A 15059-nucleotide genomic window follows, 5' to 3' on the forward strand; every position below is an offset into this window, starting at 1 on the left:
GACTGGCGTCATCGGCCCTGGCGCCGGCACGTCCTCCGACACTGAAGACGAAATCGAGACAGAGGGCTACCTCGTCGTCTGGGCCACGACGGCCGACCTCACCCTCCTCACCTTCGCCGGACCCCCCGTCCGTCGGCGCCACGACCGCGAACCTCTCCTTGGCGCCGCTCCTCCAGGTGGCCGCCTCCGCGCCCGGCGGCCTCCCGCCTGCGGCGCTCGCCTGCGAGTCGGCCACTCGCCCCGCCCTATTGCATCATGAGGAATAATCACGTACGGTAAGGCCTCTCAGCGACCGACACGAGAAGTGAGTGGCATTGGGCACGAGAACTCGGATGGCCGGCATCGTCCTCACGGCTCTCGTTCTGAGCTGGGGTGTGACGGGCTTGGGCTTGCCGTCTCATGCTTCTGGCGATCCAGTCGTCCGACCTGGTGTCGACCCGACGAACGACTTCATCGCAGAGGTCGGCCAGGAGTTCATCGACAACCAGCGCATTCTGGGGGAATTCAAGGGCTGGATCCTGGAGCAGCCCGGGGTCGAGCAGAGTGGCTACATCGATCAGGTCAACGACGCTGCCCACCTCGCCACCCGCCTCCTTTGGTTCGGAGACGATCCGCTGAAGGCGGCTGCGCTCGATCATGCGAGTTCTCTCGGTATCGAGGCGTCCGTCGAACAGCGCCCCCAACCCTTGTCCGCCATCAATTCGACCTCCGCTCGTATTTTCGACCGGTCGGGGGAGCGCGCGGCCGCTGGCTTCGCCCTATCGTCCGTGGTGGGAGTCCAGGCCGAGTCGTCGACCATCCAGGTCGAAGGCGAGCTGACGAGCCTGAGCGGATCGCCAGACGACATTGTCCGCCGTCTGAGCGAGATCGCCGGCGCCCCCGTCTCGATCGTCATCGACCATCGAGTGGACCTGGCCATCGCGACCCGGTGGGATGATTCCAGCCCCTTCTATGCCGGCGGCTACATGAAGTCGAGTCACGGCTTGTGCTCCTCGGGTTTCGCCGCGCGGTACGCCAGCGCGAATCACGCCACCACTGCGAGGCACTGCAACCCCGGCTCGGGCGGCTACACGGCGCGGGGTGGCTGGGCGTCATACGGAGTGGTGATCGCGACGACCGCCGATGCGGCGCTCAACGTCCTCAGCGGCACGGGCGCTGGGCGCACCTTCGACAATGAATGGAACAACGGAAGCGGATTCTCCAAAAGCGTACTGAACGTCTTCACTGTCGGCCTGAATGATCGAATCTGTACGAGCGGTGGAAACTCTGGCGTGAACTGCAACGTCAAGGTCACTGCGATGAGCGTCTATATCGACGACGGCCACGGATACTTCTCGACCATTCGCGGTGTTCAGCAGAACGCCGCTCACATCGCGGCCATCCAGGGTGACAGTGGTGGCCCCGTGCTCATGCCTTACGGAGGCTCCTGGGATCAGCGTGTGGGCGCGGTGGGCATCCTTCAGGCCGTGGAGAACGGAGCGAGCGGAGGGTGTGGCTCGGTCCACGATGCCGGGAGCAATCTCTGCTCGAGAACGGTGCTCTTCTCCTCGATACAAACGGCATTGATCCATGGCGGTTTGCATGCGAACCTCGTCTCCGGCGGTTAGTCGTGCACCCCGAGCTCCTACTGCACGGCGACGGCCGGCGACCCGGGTGACGTCGTCACTGAGCCGGGTCGCGCTTGCCGTGCTGGTCACTGCGTCAGCTCTCGTGCCGGCGGGTTGTGCATCACGGGATGTGCCAGCGGGGATGTCGGATGCCACTTCGGAGGCGGCGATGACGTGTGATGGGCCGCTGGCGTGCTCGTCGTTCGCATCAGAATCCGGGTCCGATATCTTGGGTGACCTCGCTTGGCTCGAGTCCGGGCGGCTCGTGATATCCGTCGAGACCCGGAACGCAGAGACCTCCCTTGTCGTGGTGACTCCGTGCAATGCGATCACCGTGCCCGCCACGATCTCGGCTGATCGAATCCAGCCCGACGCGGACCACCTGGCGATCGGCGCGATGAGCTGCCCTGCGCCCGCGAGCGAGTACGAAGCCTGGGCGAAACGATTGGTGTCTAGGCCGCTCGACTATCGGCTCGACGGCGATGAGCTGGTGCTCGAAAGCGGCACTGTCACTCTGCGGCTCTCGAGGGTTGTCGACTGACTTGGTCTTCGCTGGGGAGGGTGCATCTTCCACCTCCCGTTGCGTGAACCTGCGCCGGCGGGGGTCAACCGAGAGGAAGGCTTGCCAGAAGCGGGTTGCGGTCGAGTGGGTCGGCGACGACCGCGGTGACGGAGGCGAGGGGGAGCGCCGGGAAGCGGGAGACCGCCCCGATCTTCTCCTCGCTCGCCAGCACGTAGACGTCCGCGCAGCGGGCCGCGAGGGCGCGCTTGGTGACGGCGTCGTCGAGGTCGCCGGTGGTGAGCCCGTGCTCCGGATGCACGCCCGTCACCCCGAGGAAGAACGCATCGGCGCCGAGGTGCTGCACGGCTTCGAGCGCGAGAGCTCCGCCGGCGACGAGGGAGTGGCGGGTGAGCTCGCCGCCGATCATGATCAGCCGCGCATCCGTCGACTCGGCCGTGGCGAGGGCCACCGCCGGGCTCGGGGTGATGACGGTGAGACCGGCGCCGCGGGGGAGCAGGCGGGCCAGGGCGAGCGCGGTGGTTCCGCCGTCGAGCACGATGGTCGACGACGGGCGGATGCGCTGCACGGCCAGTCGCGCCACCCGCCCCTTGCTCGCGGTGGCCAGCTCCGAGCGTTCGGCCACGGGGCGGTCGGCGGGCGGCACCGGGAGGGCGCCGCCGTAGACGCGCACCAGCGCGCCCTCGTCGGCCAGTTCGCGGAGGTCGCGGCGGATCGAGTCCTCCGAGACGCCGAGCTCGGCCGCCGCCGATTTGGCCACGATGCGGCCCTCGTCGAGCAGCAGGCCGAGGAGGTGGGCCTTGCGCTGGCGGGCGAGCATCCGTACTCCTTCACGTTGTTGCACGGTCGTGCACGGTTAACGCTACAGTGTGCGGCATGACACGTCCACTCCTGATCCTGATCGCCGGCCCCTACCGCTCCGGAACCGACGGCGACCCCGCCGCCATCGCCCGCAACCTCGAGCGCCTCGAGGCGGCGGCGGCCCCGCTGCATCGCCTCGGGCACGTGCCCATGATCGGCGAGTGGGTGGCGCTCCCGGTCCTCCGCGGCCTCGCCGACGCGGGGCAGGGTGCCTCCGGCGCTACTACCGCCGCCGAGGGCGCTGGCACCGCCGCCGATCACGCCACCGATGGCGGGGCTGCCGTCACCGAGCGCGGCCCGGCCGCGGAAGCGGGCGACGGCGACGTCATGTACGAGGTCGCCCGCCGCCTACTCCAGCACTGCGACGGGGTGCTGCGCCTTCCCGGAGCGTCCCAGGGTGCCGACACCGATGTGGCCATCGCCCGCGAACGCGGCCTCCCCGTCTGGTTCGACCTCGCAGACGTGCCGCCCGCCGCCTGATCGACCGGCTGGTCGCAGTGTGCCCCCCTCCCGTCTCCCCCCCCCCCCCGGTGGGCGCGGACTTTCCCAAGCCTGGGTCGCAGCGACGCATGGGTGGCGTTGCTGGCCGGCCTGCTTGGCGAAGTCCGCAATCGATCCGCGCTGTCGCGGCCGGCCGGCCGGGGCGGCTCGACGTCCTGACGCCTCCGCCGGGCCGCCGCGGCGCGGGGCGGGTCAGCCCACCCAGGGCACCTCGACGTCGAAGACCCAGGTGACGCCGAACGGGTCGGTCGCCATGCCGTAGAGCGGCGCCCAGGCCGCCGGCGCCAGCGGCACGACCACGGTCGAGGCCGCGGCGAAGGCGCCCCAGTACCGCTCGATCTCGCTGGCGTCGGTGCTGCGGATCGACACGAACAGCGGGATCACGCCCGGCGCGTACTCCGTGTGCGACGGCACGTCGTACGCCATCACGCGGAAGCCGTCCGGCGACTCGACCTGACCCCACAGGAGTTGCGAGGCCTCCGCCGGCTCGGTGACGGCGTGCGCGTCGGCGTAGCTGACGGCGACCAGCTGCCCGCCGAAGACCGAGTGGTAGAACTTCAGCGCCGCCCGGGCGTCGCCGCGGAAGTTCAGGTGGGGGGTGGTGGCGATCGCCATGGTGTCTCCTTCGATGAGCGGATGCCCGGCGAGCGCTCCCGCCGGGCCACGTCGCGGCACCCTGCCGCAACGGCTCCACTCTCTCGGCAGAAGCGGTCAGTTCCGGTCCGCTTCTCGAAATACAGTGAAGCCATGAGTTCGACCTCGCGGATGCTGACGCTCCTCTCCCTGCTGCAGACCCGCCGCGACTGGCCGGGCGGCGTGCTGGCCGAGCGGCTCGAGGTCAGCCCGCGCACCGTGCGCCGCGACGTCGACCGCCTGCGCGAGCTCGGCTACCGCATCGGCGCGGTCAAAGGCCCCGACGGCGGCTACCGACTCGACGCCGGATCCGAGCTCCCGCCGCTCCTCTTCGACGACGACCAGGCGATCGCGCTCGCCGTCGCCCTGCAGCACGCGACCGCAGCCGGCGCGGGGGTCGAGGAGGCCGCCGTCCGCGCCCTCACCACCGTGCGCCAGGTGCTCCCCGCCCGCCTGCGCCACCGGCTCGACGCCCTGCGGTTCACCACCCTCGAGCAGCGGGTTCCGGATGCGCGGCCCACCGATCCCGAGCTGCTGATCTCCCTCTCGACCGCCGTCCGCGCCCGCCAGGTGTTGCGGGTCGACCACGTGAAGCCGGGGGCCGCCGTCGACCAGGATCCGCCACCGCCCCGCCGCGTCGAGCCGCACCACCTCGTCGCCTCCGCCGGGCGCTGGTACCTCGTGGCGTGGGATCTCGACCGTAACGACTGGCGCATATTCCGCGCCGACCGTTTGGTGCCGCGCACGCCGGCCGGGGCTCGCTTCGCACCGAGGGCGGTGCCCGGGGGAGACGTGCGCGCGTTCGTCGCGGCGCGGTTCAAGGGCTCGGCCGCGCGGGACGAGTGGCCGTGCCGGGGTTCGGTGGTGCTCGAGCGCCGGGCCGAGAAGGTGCGGCCGTTCGTCGGCGACGACGCGGTCACCCCGCTCGACGACGGTCGGGTGCGCGTCGAGGCGGGCGCCTGGTCGTGGCCCGCGCTCGCCGCTTCGTTCGCCCGCTTCGACGCCGCGATCAGCGAGGTGGAGCCGGCGGAGCTCAGAGCGGCGTTCGGCGAGCTGGCCGAACGGGCGGCGGTCGCTTCGAAGTCGCGTTCGAAATGACAGCGGTGTAACTGCTTCTAACGCTCCGGGCGGTGTTCACAGGCTGGGGAGGAGAAGTTTCCACACCCTGGATCGGCGGGGATTCGGGCTTCCGACGAGTTGTCCCCGTCTTGTGCACGCGTTCTCCACAGATCCATCCACAGCCTGTGAACAACCGGTGTTCGAAGCTCGCGCTCAGATGCGCGGCGTGTCGCCGGGAGGGGCCGCGTGGCGGGCCGACGAGTCGTCATCGACGGGGATCTCCTCGCGCCGCACGATGAGACGCTCCTCGCGGAGCACCTGCCCCTCTTCGATGTCGGGCACCGGCGGTACGTCGCCCGTTGCATGCTCGGGCGTGTGATCGCGGTCGCCGTCCGCATCCCGGCGGTCCCGGTCGCGATCGACGCCGGAGTCGTGGGCGCGGTCGTCCCGGTCGCCGTCGTGGTCGTGGTCGTGGTCGCGGTCCAAGGCTGCGGCGCGCTCGTCGCGATCCGCGTCACGGTCGGCACCCTCGCGGCCGGCGGGCTCCCCGGCGGTGGCCGCCGGAGTCGCGTCGGCACGCGCATCCTGAACCTCGCCGGCGTAGTGCCGCCGCAGCTCGTCTTCCTGCTCAGGGCTGACGCCGTCGGCGGCCTCATGGCGGGGCGCGTCCTTCACGAGGGCGGCCGAGTACGAGACGTAGACGTCGTCGCGCTCCCAGCGGGCGTCGTCGAGGGGTACCAGCCGGGTCGCGTGGCCGAGGAAGCCCGTGTGCACCTCGGCGAAGGTCGGATGCCCGTCGGCCGCGTCGACCAGCACGGTCGTGATGCGGCCGATCTTGGTGTCGTCGGCGCCGAAGAGGGTGGCCCCGATGATGCTCTGGATGTTGGAGGAGGGCAGCATGGTCAGCGCCCCAGTCCGGCGCGGTCGACCTTGCGGTGGAAGCGCATCCCGGCCACCCCGCCGAGGAGGGCGCCTGCGAGGCTGGCGACCGCGACGACCACGGCGGTGATGATGCCGGTCGTGGTGAGCGCGCCCTCGTTGACGGGGATGCGCGGGAAGCTGTTCAGGTTGCCCAGCACGTCGACCTGGCTGCCGCCGATCGCCGCCACGATGGCGACGACGACCGCGATCACGATGGCCCAGATCCACACGGCGAGGCCCTGCTTGAGGCCGTCGAAGCGGGCCATTCGGCCGGCGACGTAGCCGCCGCAGAAGTAGGCGATCAGGATGATCACGACCAGCGCGATGGCACCGACGATGCCGACCGTGGTGGCCTGCTCGTCGCTGACCTGCACGCTGCCGTCGTCACGGATGCCGAGGCCGATCGCGACCCCGGTCGCCGCGACCAGCGCGGTCAGGATGACGGCGGTGCCCGTGGCGGTCAGCCAGCCGAAGAAGGCCGAGCCGAACTTGAAGCCGCCGAACTCGCGGCGCTCGCGCTCGACGACGTCCTGCCTGAGCGTGCTGCGCTCCTCGAGCGGCACCGAGCCGCCGGCCGTCGTGCCCGCTGCCGAGCTGGCCGGGACCGAGCCCGCAGCCGTCGAGCCCGCGGGTACCGAGCCGGCCGGAACCGAGCCCGTCGTGGAATCCGCCGGTACCGAACCGGCCCTGCGATCGGGGTCTGACATGGTCATGCTGTGTCCTTCCGTCGACGGCCGGCTCGCGCCACCGTGCACCTGACTCCAGTCAGCACCCGTTGACCGATTTCCGCCCGCCCTGGACACCGCGCGTGCCCCGCGCTATAACCGCGGTGTGTCCCTCGACTCCCTCGACGCCGTCCGGACAGATCTGGTCGACTCTGCTCGCGCAGCCCTCTTCGCCTGGGTAGTATCAGAGAAGACGCGAAAAACGTTTACTCTGATAATCGAGCGGGAGGCGCGATGGACACCAGCGCCGTTCTAGGCGAGCTTGCCTCGGCCGGCGTCACTGCGTGGCCGCAGACGAATGACTCGTTCGAGACCGACGACGGGCGACGCATCTTCGTCAGCTCGAGGTCGAGGACACCGACACCTGCCGACATCGCGAGCGACCTCAAGAAGGTCGGCGACGCGCGCATGCTCTACTCGGTATCGAGGTTGACACCCGGCCTCCGGGACGCCGTCCGGCAGGACACGCGCTTGATCGTGTTCGTCAGCGACTCGCATTCGCTCTGGCTCGACGGCATCGAGCGCCGTCCGGACAAGAAGACCGCACCGGCACCCAGGAAGGGCCCGAAACCCTACAACCGGTACGCGCTGGAACGCGCGCTCATCTTGGATGATCAGGCCCGTCCGCAGGCCGTACTCGCAGGGGAAATCGGTGCACCGCAGTCGGCCGTTTCGCAGAGCATGCGGAGCCTGAAGAAGGTGTTCGCCAACTTCTCCGAGCACAAACAGGCACCCGATCGGCGGATGCTCTGGGACCACTTCATGACCGAGTACCCGGGACCTGGGGGCATCACCACGTACTGGTGGCATGACACACCACTCCAGGAGCAAGCTCACTTGGTAGGGGTGCGGACGAAAGCACTCGTGTCCGGCGACCTCGCGGCGAGGGTGATCGCTCCGTGGCGTCAGCCGGAGCACGTCACGATGTACCTCGGCGAAGGCTTCGATCCGAGCGCACTGGGCTTTGCGCTAGGCACCCCCAGCGACTACACACTCTCCATCACCGTCCCCGCAGACAAGACGATCTTCGCCACGGCCAAGGCGTTCGCCCCAATGCCGGGCTACGTGGATCCCGTGATCGCAGCCTATGACGTCGGCGTGACCGGGACATCGGGCGACGAGAACGAGGCCGTGGAGCGCATTCGCGACCAGGTCGTTCGTGCTGCTGCGCATGATGGATGATCACACCGTGAGGCGCGTGGCTCACACGATCGCGACGGGTCCGGAAGACGACGCAGCGTACCGCGCCCTCAACGATCTCGCGGGCATGATCGCGATCGACCCGGACGCCCGGATCATCGGCGGGCACATGGTCGGCATGATCGCGGCCGCGTTCCCGAGCCCCGGCTTCATCGACCGTCGCACGGGCGATGCAGACGCGGGGATACCTCTCACGCTGGCCGCGAGCGGTGCACTACACGAAGCCCTCGAGGCTGCTGGGTACCACGCCGAGAGCGGCAATCGCTACGTGTGCGGCGACTCTCCGGAGCAGAAGGTCATCGACCTCCTGGTGCCAGCTGGCGGCAGCACGTTCACCACTGACGACCGCGGAGGGCGCCAATTTGACGCGATGCCTGGGCTGTCGTTGGCGATGAGTCGCGTGATCGTGATCGAGGCGCATATGACTCTTCTCGACGGGACCGAACTCATATGCGACGTACCCGTGCCCACGGTAGAAGCCGCCGTTGTCTTGAAGGCCTATGCCTGGCGTGACCGGTGGGCCCAGACGTCGAAGGACACGATCGACCTGTCGAACCTCTTGCACGTCATCGAGGCGCACGGCGCCGAGGCTGTCGGCGGATGGCGACTGAACGAGGACGGCGTCGCTGGCACGCGCGGCGACGCTGCGGCGATCCTGGCCGACCTGGCAACCAAGGTGCGGTCCGGCCGGGCGACACCTCCGGCCGTGGACAAGCGGAAGTTCGAGGTGCTGCTACGCCGCTGGGCGGTGCCGAGTCCGTCTCCTCTGAGTGGGCCGGCGTGATAGCCGAAGTACAGGCCTTTCGAGGAGCGCCGACGGGTGCCGTGGAGCGCTTAAGCGCCGAGGGCTCCACGGCCAACACGGTCAGGCCGCGCGGCGGCGCCCGTAGAGGGAGATGACCACGAGGATGATCGCCCCATAGATCAGCTGCTGGATGTTCGTGCCGAGGTTGAGAACGGTCACCAGGGTCGCCACCTGCGCCAGCACGAGCGCACCGCCGACGGTGCCGACGACCGAGCCGCGGCCGCCGAAGATCGAGGCGCCGCCCACGACGACCGCCGCCACCGACGAGAGCAGGTAGCTCGCGCCCATGGTGGCCGAGGCCTGCTGGTAGTAGCCCACGATCACGATGCCGGCGAAGGCCGCGAGGGCGCCGCTCAGCATGTAGCCGGTGATGCGGATGCGGTCGACCGGCAGGCCCGCCAGTCGCGCGGTCTCGGCCGCGGCTCCCACTACGAACAGCGAGCGGCCCCAGCCGGTGAACGAGAGCACCAGCTGCAGCACCACCATGAGGGCGAGGCCGAGCGGGAGCACCGCGGGCATCGAGATGCCGAGGACGGAGAGCTTGGCCGACGTGATGGCGATCACGAAGTCGGGCGTGACGGTGAGTTCCGAGAAATTGAACGCCAGCAGGATGACGCCGAACAGCAGACCGTTCATCGCGATCGTCGTCACGATCGGTGTCAGCCCGAGCTTCGCGATCACGGCGCCGTTGAAGAATCCGATCACCGCACCTGCCGCCAGCGCTGCCACGAACGCGCCGAGGGGGCCGAGTGGCCCCACCAGCGCCAGGAAGGCCAGCGCCGACAGGCCGATCGTGTTCGGCACCGACAGGTCGATGCCCGCCTGGATGACCGCGATGGTCTGCCCGAACGAGGCGATGGCCAGGATGATCGCGAAGGTCGCCGTGCCGATCAGCGACTCCACGGTCACCAGGTTGGGCCGGATCAGCCCGCCGATGGCGAACAGCACCAGGAACGCCACCAGCGGCCAGGCGGCGCGGGGAACCCGGCCCATGATCGAGCCGAATGACGGCCGGCCGACGGCGCCCGTGGTGGACGTGCCCGCATCCGGAGACGGAGAGGACGACGGAGAAGGGGATGAGGGAGGAGCGACGGTGGTCATGAACGGATTCCCTTCACGCGGAACGCGACTCTGCGCCACACGACGGGCAGCCCCACGACCGCCACGATGATCAGTGCGCTGATGACGTACTGCCAGTACGAGTTCACCCCGGCGAAGAACAGCAGGTTGCCGATGAGCCCCAGGGTGCAGGCCGCCAGGATGGTGCCGATGATGCTGCCGCGCCCGCCGGTGAAGGCGGCGCCCGCGAGGGCCACGGCGGCGATGGACGACAGGAGGTACGGGTCGCCCGAGCGCGGGTCGCCCGTGACGGTCGAGGAGGCGAGCATCATGGCGCCGAACGAGGTCAGCACGCCGGCCAGCCCGAAGGCGAGCAGCTTGGTGAGCCGGGCGTTGATGCCGGCGGCCCGCACGCTCTCCATGTTCGATCCGACCCCGTAGATGTGCCGGCCGAGTGCCGTGCGCTGCAGCAGCAGCCACAGCCCCACGGCGATCACCGCGAGCCACACCAGCGCCACCGGCACGAAGGGCAGCAGCTCTCCGCTCGTGGCGAGATAGATCTCCTTGGTGACGCCGCCGCCCGGCCGGTCGAGCACCTCGCGGGCCAGCGAGCCGAAGATGAACGCGCTCGCCAGGGTGACCGCGATGGCCGGCAACCCGGCGTACGCGACGAGGAAGCCGTTGAACAGGCCGCATCCGAGCCCCACCAGCACCGCGAGCAGGATCGCCACGGGCACCGGCAGGGTGAGCAGCTGCGTGGCGAACACCACGTTGCAGAGGCTCATGATCGCGCCGATGGAGATGTCGATGCCGCCGACCAGCACGACCACGAGCTGCCCGAGCGCCACCAGGGCGAGCGGCACCACGAGGTTCGAGGCCGTCTGCAGCTGGAACCGCGTGAGCAGCTCGGGGTTGATGATGACGTAGACCACGAAGAACACCACGAATGCGGCGATCGGCGCGATGGCGCCCTCGCGGCGCAGGCGGGTGACTCCGGTGCTGTTCCAGCCGCGACGGCGCGGCGGCGGGGGCGTGGATGTCGCCGGCGTCGCGGACGGTGTGCGCGGCGTGGAGATGGCGGTCATCGGAGGTCCTCCTCGTCGGTGGTGAGACTGATGGAGCCGGTGGAGCCGACCGCGGCGCCGACGATCGCATCCGCCGTCAGTCGCGTGCCGGTGAGCTCGTCGGCGACCTTGCCCTGGTAGAGCACGACCACCCGGTGGCAGACGTGCACGAGCTCCTCCACCTCGGTGGAGAACCACAGGATGCCCACCCCCTGCTTCGCGAGGTCGACGATCGCCCCGTAGAGCTCCTGCTTGGCGCGCACGTCGATGCCGCGGGTGGGGTCGTGCAGCAGGATGACCGTCCGTGAGCGGTCCATCCAGCGGCCGAACACGAGCTTCTGCTGGTTGCCGCCCGAGAGCGATCCGGCCAGCTCGTTCGAGCCGCGCGTGCGCACCGAGAGAGCGCTCAGGATGCCGTCGATCCAGCCTCGCTCCATCGCCAGGCGGGGTCGCCCACCGAGCTGGTAGGCCTTCAGCCAGGGGGCGAGGAGGTTCTCGCCGACGCTCATCTCGAGGGCGAGGCCCTCGCGCTTGCGGTCTTCGGGAACGTAGCCGAGTCCGTGGCGCACCGAGCGCACCGGGGTGGTGGTCTTCATGCGGCGGCCGCCGATCGTCCACTCCTCGGCGACCGCGGGGGCGGCGCCGAACAGGGCGCGCAGCAGCTCGGCCTGGCCGTGGCCCTGGAGGCCGCCGATGCCGAGGATCTCGCCGGCGCCGAGCGACAGGCTGACCCCGTCGAGGCCCTCGGAACGGAGCTCGGTGACCGACAGGGCCACCGCATCCGTGGTTCGTTCGGGCGGGTCGGGGAAGAAGCGCTCGGCCTCGCGGCCCGCCATCAGCGAGATGAGCTCGTCGTCGGTCCAGCCGCCGCGCACGAACTCGCCGGCCACCTGACCGTCCCGCAGCACGGTGCCGCGGTCGGCGATCTCGGCGATCTCGCCCAGGCGGTGCGAGACGTAGATCACGCTGCCGCCGGCGGCGGTGAGCTCCCGGATGCGCGTGAACAGCCACTGCACGCCGGGCGGAGTGAGGGCCGAGGAGGCTTCGTCGAGGATGAGCAGGCGGGGCTTGCCGGCGAGTGCGCGGGCGATCTCCACCAGCTGCCGGTCGGCGAGCGAGAGGGTGCCGACGGCGGCGCGGGGGTCGATGTGGGGGAGGTCGAAGGCCTTCAGCAGAGCGGATGCTGCCGCCACCGACTTCTTCTGCGAGAAGCCGCGCAGGGGAGCGCCGTCGGGGAGGGAGAGGTTCTCGGCCACGGTCCAGTCGGGCACGAGGGCCAGCTCCTGGAAGGCGCAGCGGACGCCGGACAGGCGCGACTGCTTGACACTGCCCGACGCGAGCGGCTCACCGCCGACGATGATGGTGCCGCTGGTGGGGGCGACCGCGCCGGCGAGCATCTTGGCCACGGTGCTCTTGCCCGCGCCGTTCTCGCCGACCAGGGCCAGCACCTCGCCGGGGTTGCAGTGGAAGGTGACGCCCTGCACGGCCTTGACCGGGCCGTAGCTCTTCACCAGGTCGGTGGCGACGAGGAGGGCGCCGGCGGGAGGGGCGGCGGGACGGACCGCCGGTGGGGCGGTCTGTGGCGCGCTCGCCGACGCCGTCGAGGCGCCGGTCGCGATGGGGGGTGCGGGTGTCGGTGTCGACACGGAAGCCTCCAGAAGGGGAATGGAAGTCGGGGGAGGAGGGCGGATGCCGCAGCCTGAGCCGCGGCATCCGCCGATCGGATGGTGCCCGGGCTCAGGAGCCCGAGTAGTACTCCATGACCTGGTCGAGCGTCAGGTCGAGGCCCGGGAAGTCGTAGCCGAGCTGGAAGTTGTTCGGCTTGTCGGCGAGGCAGAAGTCGGCCGCGTTCTCCTCGGTGATCTCGAGCGGCGGGAAGTACTGCTCCTTCTCGATCTCCTCGCCCTCGAGCAGCGCGACGGCCTGCTCGAGGCCCTTCGCGTAGATGGCGGGCTGGCCGAAGACCATGTTGCCCGTGAGGCCCTCGGGCGCGTACTCGGCCAGGGTGCAGGCCTCGCCGTTGTAGCCGGAGCCGCCGACGACCGGCACGAAGGGGAGCCCAGCGGCCTTGAAGGCCTCGGGCACGCCCTGACCGCCGGTGAGGAAGGAGTAGACGCCGCCGACATCGGGGTTCGAGCGCAGGATGTTCGACATCGCCTCCTGGGCGGTGGCCTCGTTCCAGCCATTGGTGTCCTGAGCCACGACGGTCGCGCCGCCGCCCTCGAGCGTCTCGATCACGCCGGGCATGGTGCCCTCGTTCAGCGGCACGCCGGCGAGGCCCTCGAGCACCGCGATGTTCTTGTCGTCGCCGAGGTTCTCCAGCAGCCAGTCGGCGCCGATCGTTCCGGCGTTCGCCCAGTCGGTCGAGACCACGTAGACGTCGTCGCTGTCGTAGGGGCCGCCGTTGGCGATGACCGGGATGCCCTGCGCCGACGCCTGGGTGATGGCGGCGTCGGCACCGGAGGACGAGGCCGGGTCGAACAGGATGAGGTCGACGCCGTCGGCGATCAGGTTCTGCATCGCCGCGTTCTGCTGGGCCGCGTCGTTGTCGTTGGTGCGAACAATCTTGAGCTCGACCTTGTCCTTGTACTCGGGGGAGGCGGCGAGGGCCTGCAGCGAGGCGAGGCCCATCTCGCGCCAGGCCTGGCCGCCGAGGGGCTGCTCGAAGCCGATGACGAACTTGCCGTCGCCGCCGCCGGCGGCGTCGGTGCCTCCTCCGCCTTCGGCCGGGGCGCTGGTGCAGCCGGCGAGGAGGGCGAGCGAGGAGGCGGCCGCGAGGACGGCGGCTCCCCTCGCGAAGTGACGGGCGTGCTGGGGTCGCTGCATGATTTCTCCTTTGAAATCGCCGATGGTGCAGGGCGTGGTCGGCACACTAGCCGATTAATGGCAGCGCTGCCAGTAGCGCTAGCATTTCCGATTGTGATCCACTAGGTTCGCAGCAGACGAGTCGCAACGACGCGATAGGAGACACCGTGACCTCGACGACGACACCGGCCGTGGGCTTCGAGCCCGACGTGCCGATCCGCACCCGCAGCCACCGCATCGGCTGCGTCGGAGCCGGCGCGATCATGGCCGATCAGCACCTCGAGGCCTACCGGCAGGCGGGCTTCCCCGTGGTCGCCATCGCGTCCCGCACGCCGGCGAACGCCCGGGCCGTGGCGGAGCGCTACGGCATCCCGACCGTGCATGAGACGGTCGACGCGCTGCTCGCCGACACCGACGTCGAGATCCTCGACATCGCCTTCCCGCCCGATCAGCAGCCGGCGATCATCCGCGCCGCCCTGGCGCAGCCGCACATCAAGGCGGTGCTCGCGCAGAAGCCGCTGGCGCTCGACCTCGACGAGGCGATCGCCCTGCGCGGCGAGGCTGCCGCGGCCGGCACCATCCTGAGCGTCAACCAGAACATGCGCTACGACCAGTCGATCCGCGTGCTGAAGCAGCTGCTCGACGCGGGCGTGCTCAGCGACCCCGTCTTCGCCCAGATCGACATGCACGCCGTGCCGCACTGGCAGGGCTTCCTCGAGGGCTACGACCGGCTGACCCTGGCGAACATGAGCGTGCACCACCTCGACGCGCTGCGTTTCCTGTTCGGCGACCCCTCCGAGATCTCCACCGTGACCCGCCGCGATCCGCGCACGACGTTCGAGCACGAGGACGGGATCGTCGTGTCCACGCTGCGCTTCCCCGGGGGCGTGCTGGCGCTCAGTGTCGAGGACGTCTGGGGCGGGCCCCGCGAGGAGGGCTTCGACGACGACTTCTACATCCGCTGGCGGGTGGAGGGCACCGCGGGCATCGCGCAGGGCACCATCGGCTGGCCGCACGGGGTGCCGTCGAGCATCCGCTACGCCTCGACCCACGCCACCGGAGGCACATGGGTGGAGCCGAGCTGGGACACGCACTGGTTCCCGCATGCCTTCATCGGCGTGATGGAGCAGGTGCAGCACGCCGTCGAGACCGGCACGGCCCCCGAGCTCAGCGTCGCCGACAACGTGCGCACCATGGCGCTGATCGAGGCCGGCTACCGCTCGATCGCCGAGAAGCGCCCGGTGCGCCTCGACGAGTTCCCCGTCTGACCACGCGCGACCGAGCGACGCACGAGCAACC

At 70.0% G+C, this 15059-nt stretch carries 15 protein-coding genes; 7 read left to right on the forward strand and 8 right to left on the reverse strand.

Annotated features, from left to right (window positions below; genetic code table 11):
• Window positions 1–332 precede the first annotated feature (332 nt).
• Both HQQ85_RS09735 and HQQ85_RS21640 read left to right on the forward strand, forming a co-directional pair.
• Window positions 333–1607, forward strand: a complete 1275-nt coding sequence (locus HQQ85_RS09735; RefSeq protein ID WP_173182303.1) for a hypothetical protein — start codon at window positions 333–335, stop codon at window positions 1605–1607.
• A gap of 334 nt (window positions 1608–1941) precedes the next feature.
• On the forward strand, window positions 1942–2148 hold the full coding sequence (locus HQQ85_RS21640) for a hypothetical protein (RefSeq protein ID WP_371741836.1): 207 nt from the start codon (window positions 1942–1944) through the stop codon (window positions 2146–2148).
• Between the two features lie 64 nt (window positions 2149–2212).
• Here the strand turns inward: HQQ85_RS21640 and HQQ85_RS09745 are convergent, their stop codons facing one another.
• Window positions 2213–2947, reverse strand: coding sequence for a DeoR/GlpR family DNA-binding transcription regulator (locus HQQ85_RS09745; RefSeq protein ID WP_173182305.1), 735 nt, complete (start codon window positions 2945–2947; stop codon window positions 2213–2215).
• A 56-nt stretch (window positions 2948–3003) separates the two neighbouring features.
• Here HQQ85_RS09745 and HQQ85_RS09750 point away from each other — a divergent pair, with 56 nt between their 5' ends.
• On the forward strand, window positions 3004–3468 hold the full coding sequence (locus HQQ85_RS09750) for a DUF4406 domain-containing protein (protein WP_173182306.1): 465 nt from the start codon (window positions 3004–3006) through the stop codon (window positions 3466–3468).
• Window positions 3469–3681: 213 nt separating this feature from the next.
• Here the strand turns inward: HQQ85_RS09750 and HQQ85_RS09755 are convergent, their stop codons facing one another.
• Window positions 3682–4104: a VOC family protein gene (locus HQQ85_RS09755; protein WP_173182307.1), complete on the reverse strand. Its 423-nt coding sequence runs from the start codon at window positions 4102–4104 to the stop codon at window positions 3682–3684.
• Between the two features lie 132 nt (window positions 4105–4236).
• On the opposite strand from HQQ85_RS09755, the gene HQQ85_RS09760 reads away from it, so the two are divergent.
• Window positions 4237–5220, forward strand: coding sequence for a YafY family protein (locus HQQ85_RS09760; RefSeq protein ID WP_173182308.1), 984 nt, complete (start codon window positions 4237–4239; stop codon window positions 5218–5220).
• 174 nt (window positions 5221–5394) lie between these two features.
• Here the strand turns inward: HQQ85_RS09760 and HQQ85_RS09765 are convergent, their stop codons facing one another.
• Window positions 5395–6081, reverse strand: coding sequence for a PRC-barrel domain-containing protein (locus HQQ85_RS09765; protein WP_173182309.1), 687 nt, complete (start codon window positions 6079–6081; stop codon window positions 5395–5397).
• Between the two features lie 2 nt (window positions 6082–6083).
• Complete coding sequence (locus tag HQQ85_RS09770; protein ID WP_216851605.1) at window positions 6084–6815, reverse strand: hypothetical protein; 732 nt, start codon at window positions 6813–6815, stop codon at window positions 6084–6086.
• 246 nt (window positions 6816–7061) lie between these two features.
• Here HQQ85_RS09770 and HQQ85_RS09775 point away from each other — a divergent pair, with 246 nt between their 5' ends.
• Complete coding sequence (locus HQQ85_RS09775; protein WP_173182310.1) at window positions 7062–8009, forward strand: hypothetical protein; 948 nt, start codon at window positions 7062–7064, stop codon at window positions 8007–8009.
• Window positions 7987–8811, forward strand: coding sequence for a hypothetical protein (locus tag HQQ85_RS09780; RefSeq protein ID WP_173182311.1), 825 nt, complete (start codon window positions 7987–7989; stop codon window positions 8809–8811). Before HQQ85_RS09775 ends, HQQ85_RS09780 begins: the two co-directional genes overlap by 23 nt.
• Window positions 8812–8892: 81 nt before the next feature.
• Here HQQ85_RS09780 and HQQ85_RS09785 read toward each other — a convergent pair whose 3' ends face one another.
• The 4 genes from HQQ85_RS09785 to HQQ85_RS09800 all read right to left on the reverse strand — a co-directional run bounded on the left by HQQ85_RS09785 (window position 8893) and on the right by HQQ85_RS09800 (window position 13781).
• The gene (locus HQQ85_RS09785; protein WP_173182312.1) at window positions 8893–9933 is read right to left on the reverse strand and encodes an ABC transporter permease; all 1041 of its coding nucleotides are present in this window, start codon (window positions 9931–9933) and stop codon (window positions 8893–8895) included.
• Entirely contained in the window at window positions 9930–10976 is a 1047-nt protein-coding gene (locus HQQ85_RS09790; protein WP_173182313.1) for an ABC transporter permease, read from the reverse strand. The genes HQQ85_RS09785 and HQQ85_RS09790 overlap by 4 nt, the downstream gene beginning before the upstream one ends.
• Window positions 10973–12601 carry a sugar ABC transporter ATP-binding protein gene (locus HQQ85_RS09795; RefSeq protein WP_173182314.1) on the reverse strand — a complete coding sequence of 543 codons (1629 nt, stop codon included), beginning with the start codon at window positions 12599–12601 and terminating at the stop codon, window positions 10973–10975. Before HQQ85_RS09795 ends, HQQ85_RS09790 begins: the two co-directional genes overlap by 4 nt.
• A 91-nt stretch (window positions 12602–12692) precedes the next feature.
• Window positions 12693–13781, reverse strand: a complete 1089-nt coding sequence (locus tag HQQ85_RS09800; protein ID WP_173182315.1) for a substrate-binding domain-containing protein — start codon at window positions 13779–13781, stop codon at window positions 12693–12695.
• Window positions 13782–13927: 146 nt separating this feature from the next.
• Between HQQ85_RS09800 and HQQ85_RS21645 the strand changes: the two genes are divergently transcribed.
• A complete protein-coding gene (locus tag HQQ85_RS21645; RefSeq protein ID WP_216851606.1) occupies window positions 13928–15028 on the forward strand; it encodes a Gfo/Idh/MocA family protein in 1101 nt (366 codons plus the stop codon).
• The last annotated feature ends 31 nt before the right edge of the window (window positions 15029–15059 follow it).

The sequence above is a fragment of the Herbiconiux sp. VKM Ac-2851 genome, from assembly GCF_013205105.1.
Lineage (GTDB): Bacteria > Actinomycetota > Actinomycetes > Actinomycetales > Microbacteriaceae > Herbiconiux > Herbiconiux flava.

Bases quoted from the DNA above. Each gene is read 5' to 3' on its own strand.
- HQQ85_RS09735 (WP_173182303.1), top strand. From the start codon at position 333: ATGGCCGGCATCGTCCTCACGGCTCTCGTTCTGAGCTGGGGTGTGACG.
- HQQ85_RS09745 (WP_173182305.1), bottom strand. From the start codon at position 2,947: ATGCTCGCCCGCCAGCGCAAGGCCCACCTCCTCGGCCTGCTGCTCGAC.
- HQQ85_RS09750 (WP_173182306.1), top strand. From the start codon at position 3,004: ATGACACGTCCACTCCTGATCCTGATCGCCGGCCCCTACCGCTCCGGA.
- HQQ85_RS09755 (WP_173182307.1), bottom strand. From the start codon at position 4,104: ATGGCGATCGCCACCACCCCCCACCTGAACTTCCGCGGCGACGCCCGG.
- HQQ85_RS09760 (WP_173182308.1), top strand. From the start codon at position 4,237: ATGAGTTCGACCTCGCGGATGCTGACGCTCCTCTCCCTGCTGCAGACC.
- HQQ85_RS09765 (WP_173182309.1), bottom strand. From the start codon at position 6,081: ATGCTGCCCTCCTCCAACATCCAGAGCATCATCGGGGCCACCCTCTTC.
- HQQ85_RS09770 (WP_216851605.1), bottom strand. From the start codon at position 6,815: ATGACCATGTCAGACCCCGATCGCAGGGCCGGTTCGGTACCGGCGGAT.
- HQQ85_RS09775 (WP_173182310.1), top strand. From the start codon at position 7,062: ATGGACACCAGCGCCGTTCTAGGCGAGCTTGCCTCGGCCGGCGTCACT.
- HQQ85_RS09785 (WP_173182312.1), bottom strand. From the start codon at position 9,933: ATGACCACCGTCGCTCCTCCCTCATCCCCTTCTCCGTCGTCCTCTCCG.
- HQQ85_RS09790 (WP_173182313.1), bottom strand. From the start codon at position 10,976: ATGACCGCCATCTCCACGCCGCGCACACCGTCCGCGACGCCGGCGACA.
- HQQ85_RS09800 (WP_173182315.1), bottom strand. From the start codon at position 13,781: ATGCAGCGACCCCAGCACGCCCGTCACTTCGCGAGGGGAGCCGCCGTC.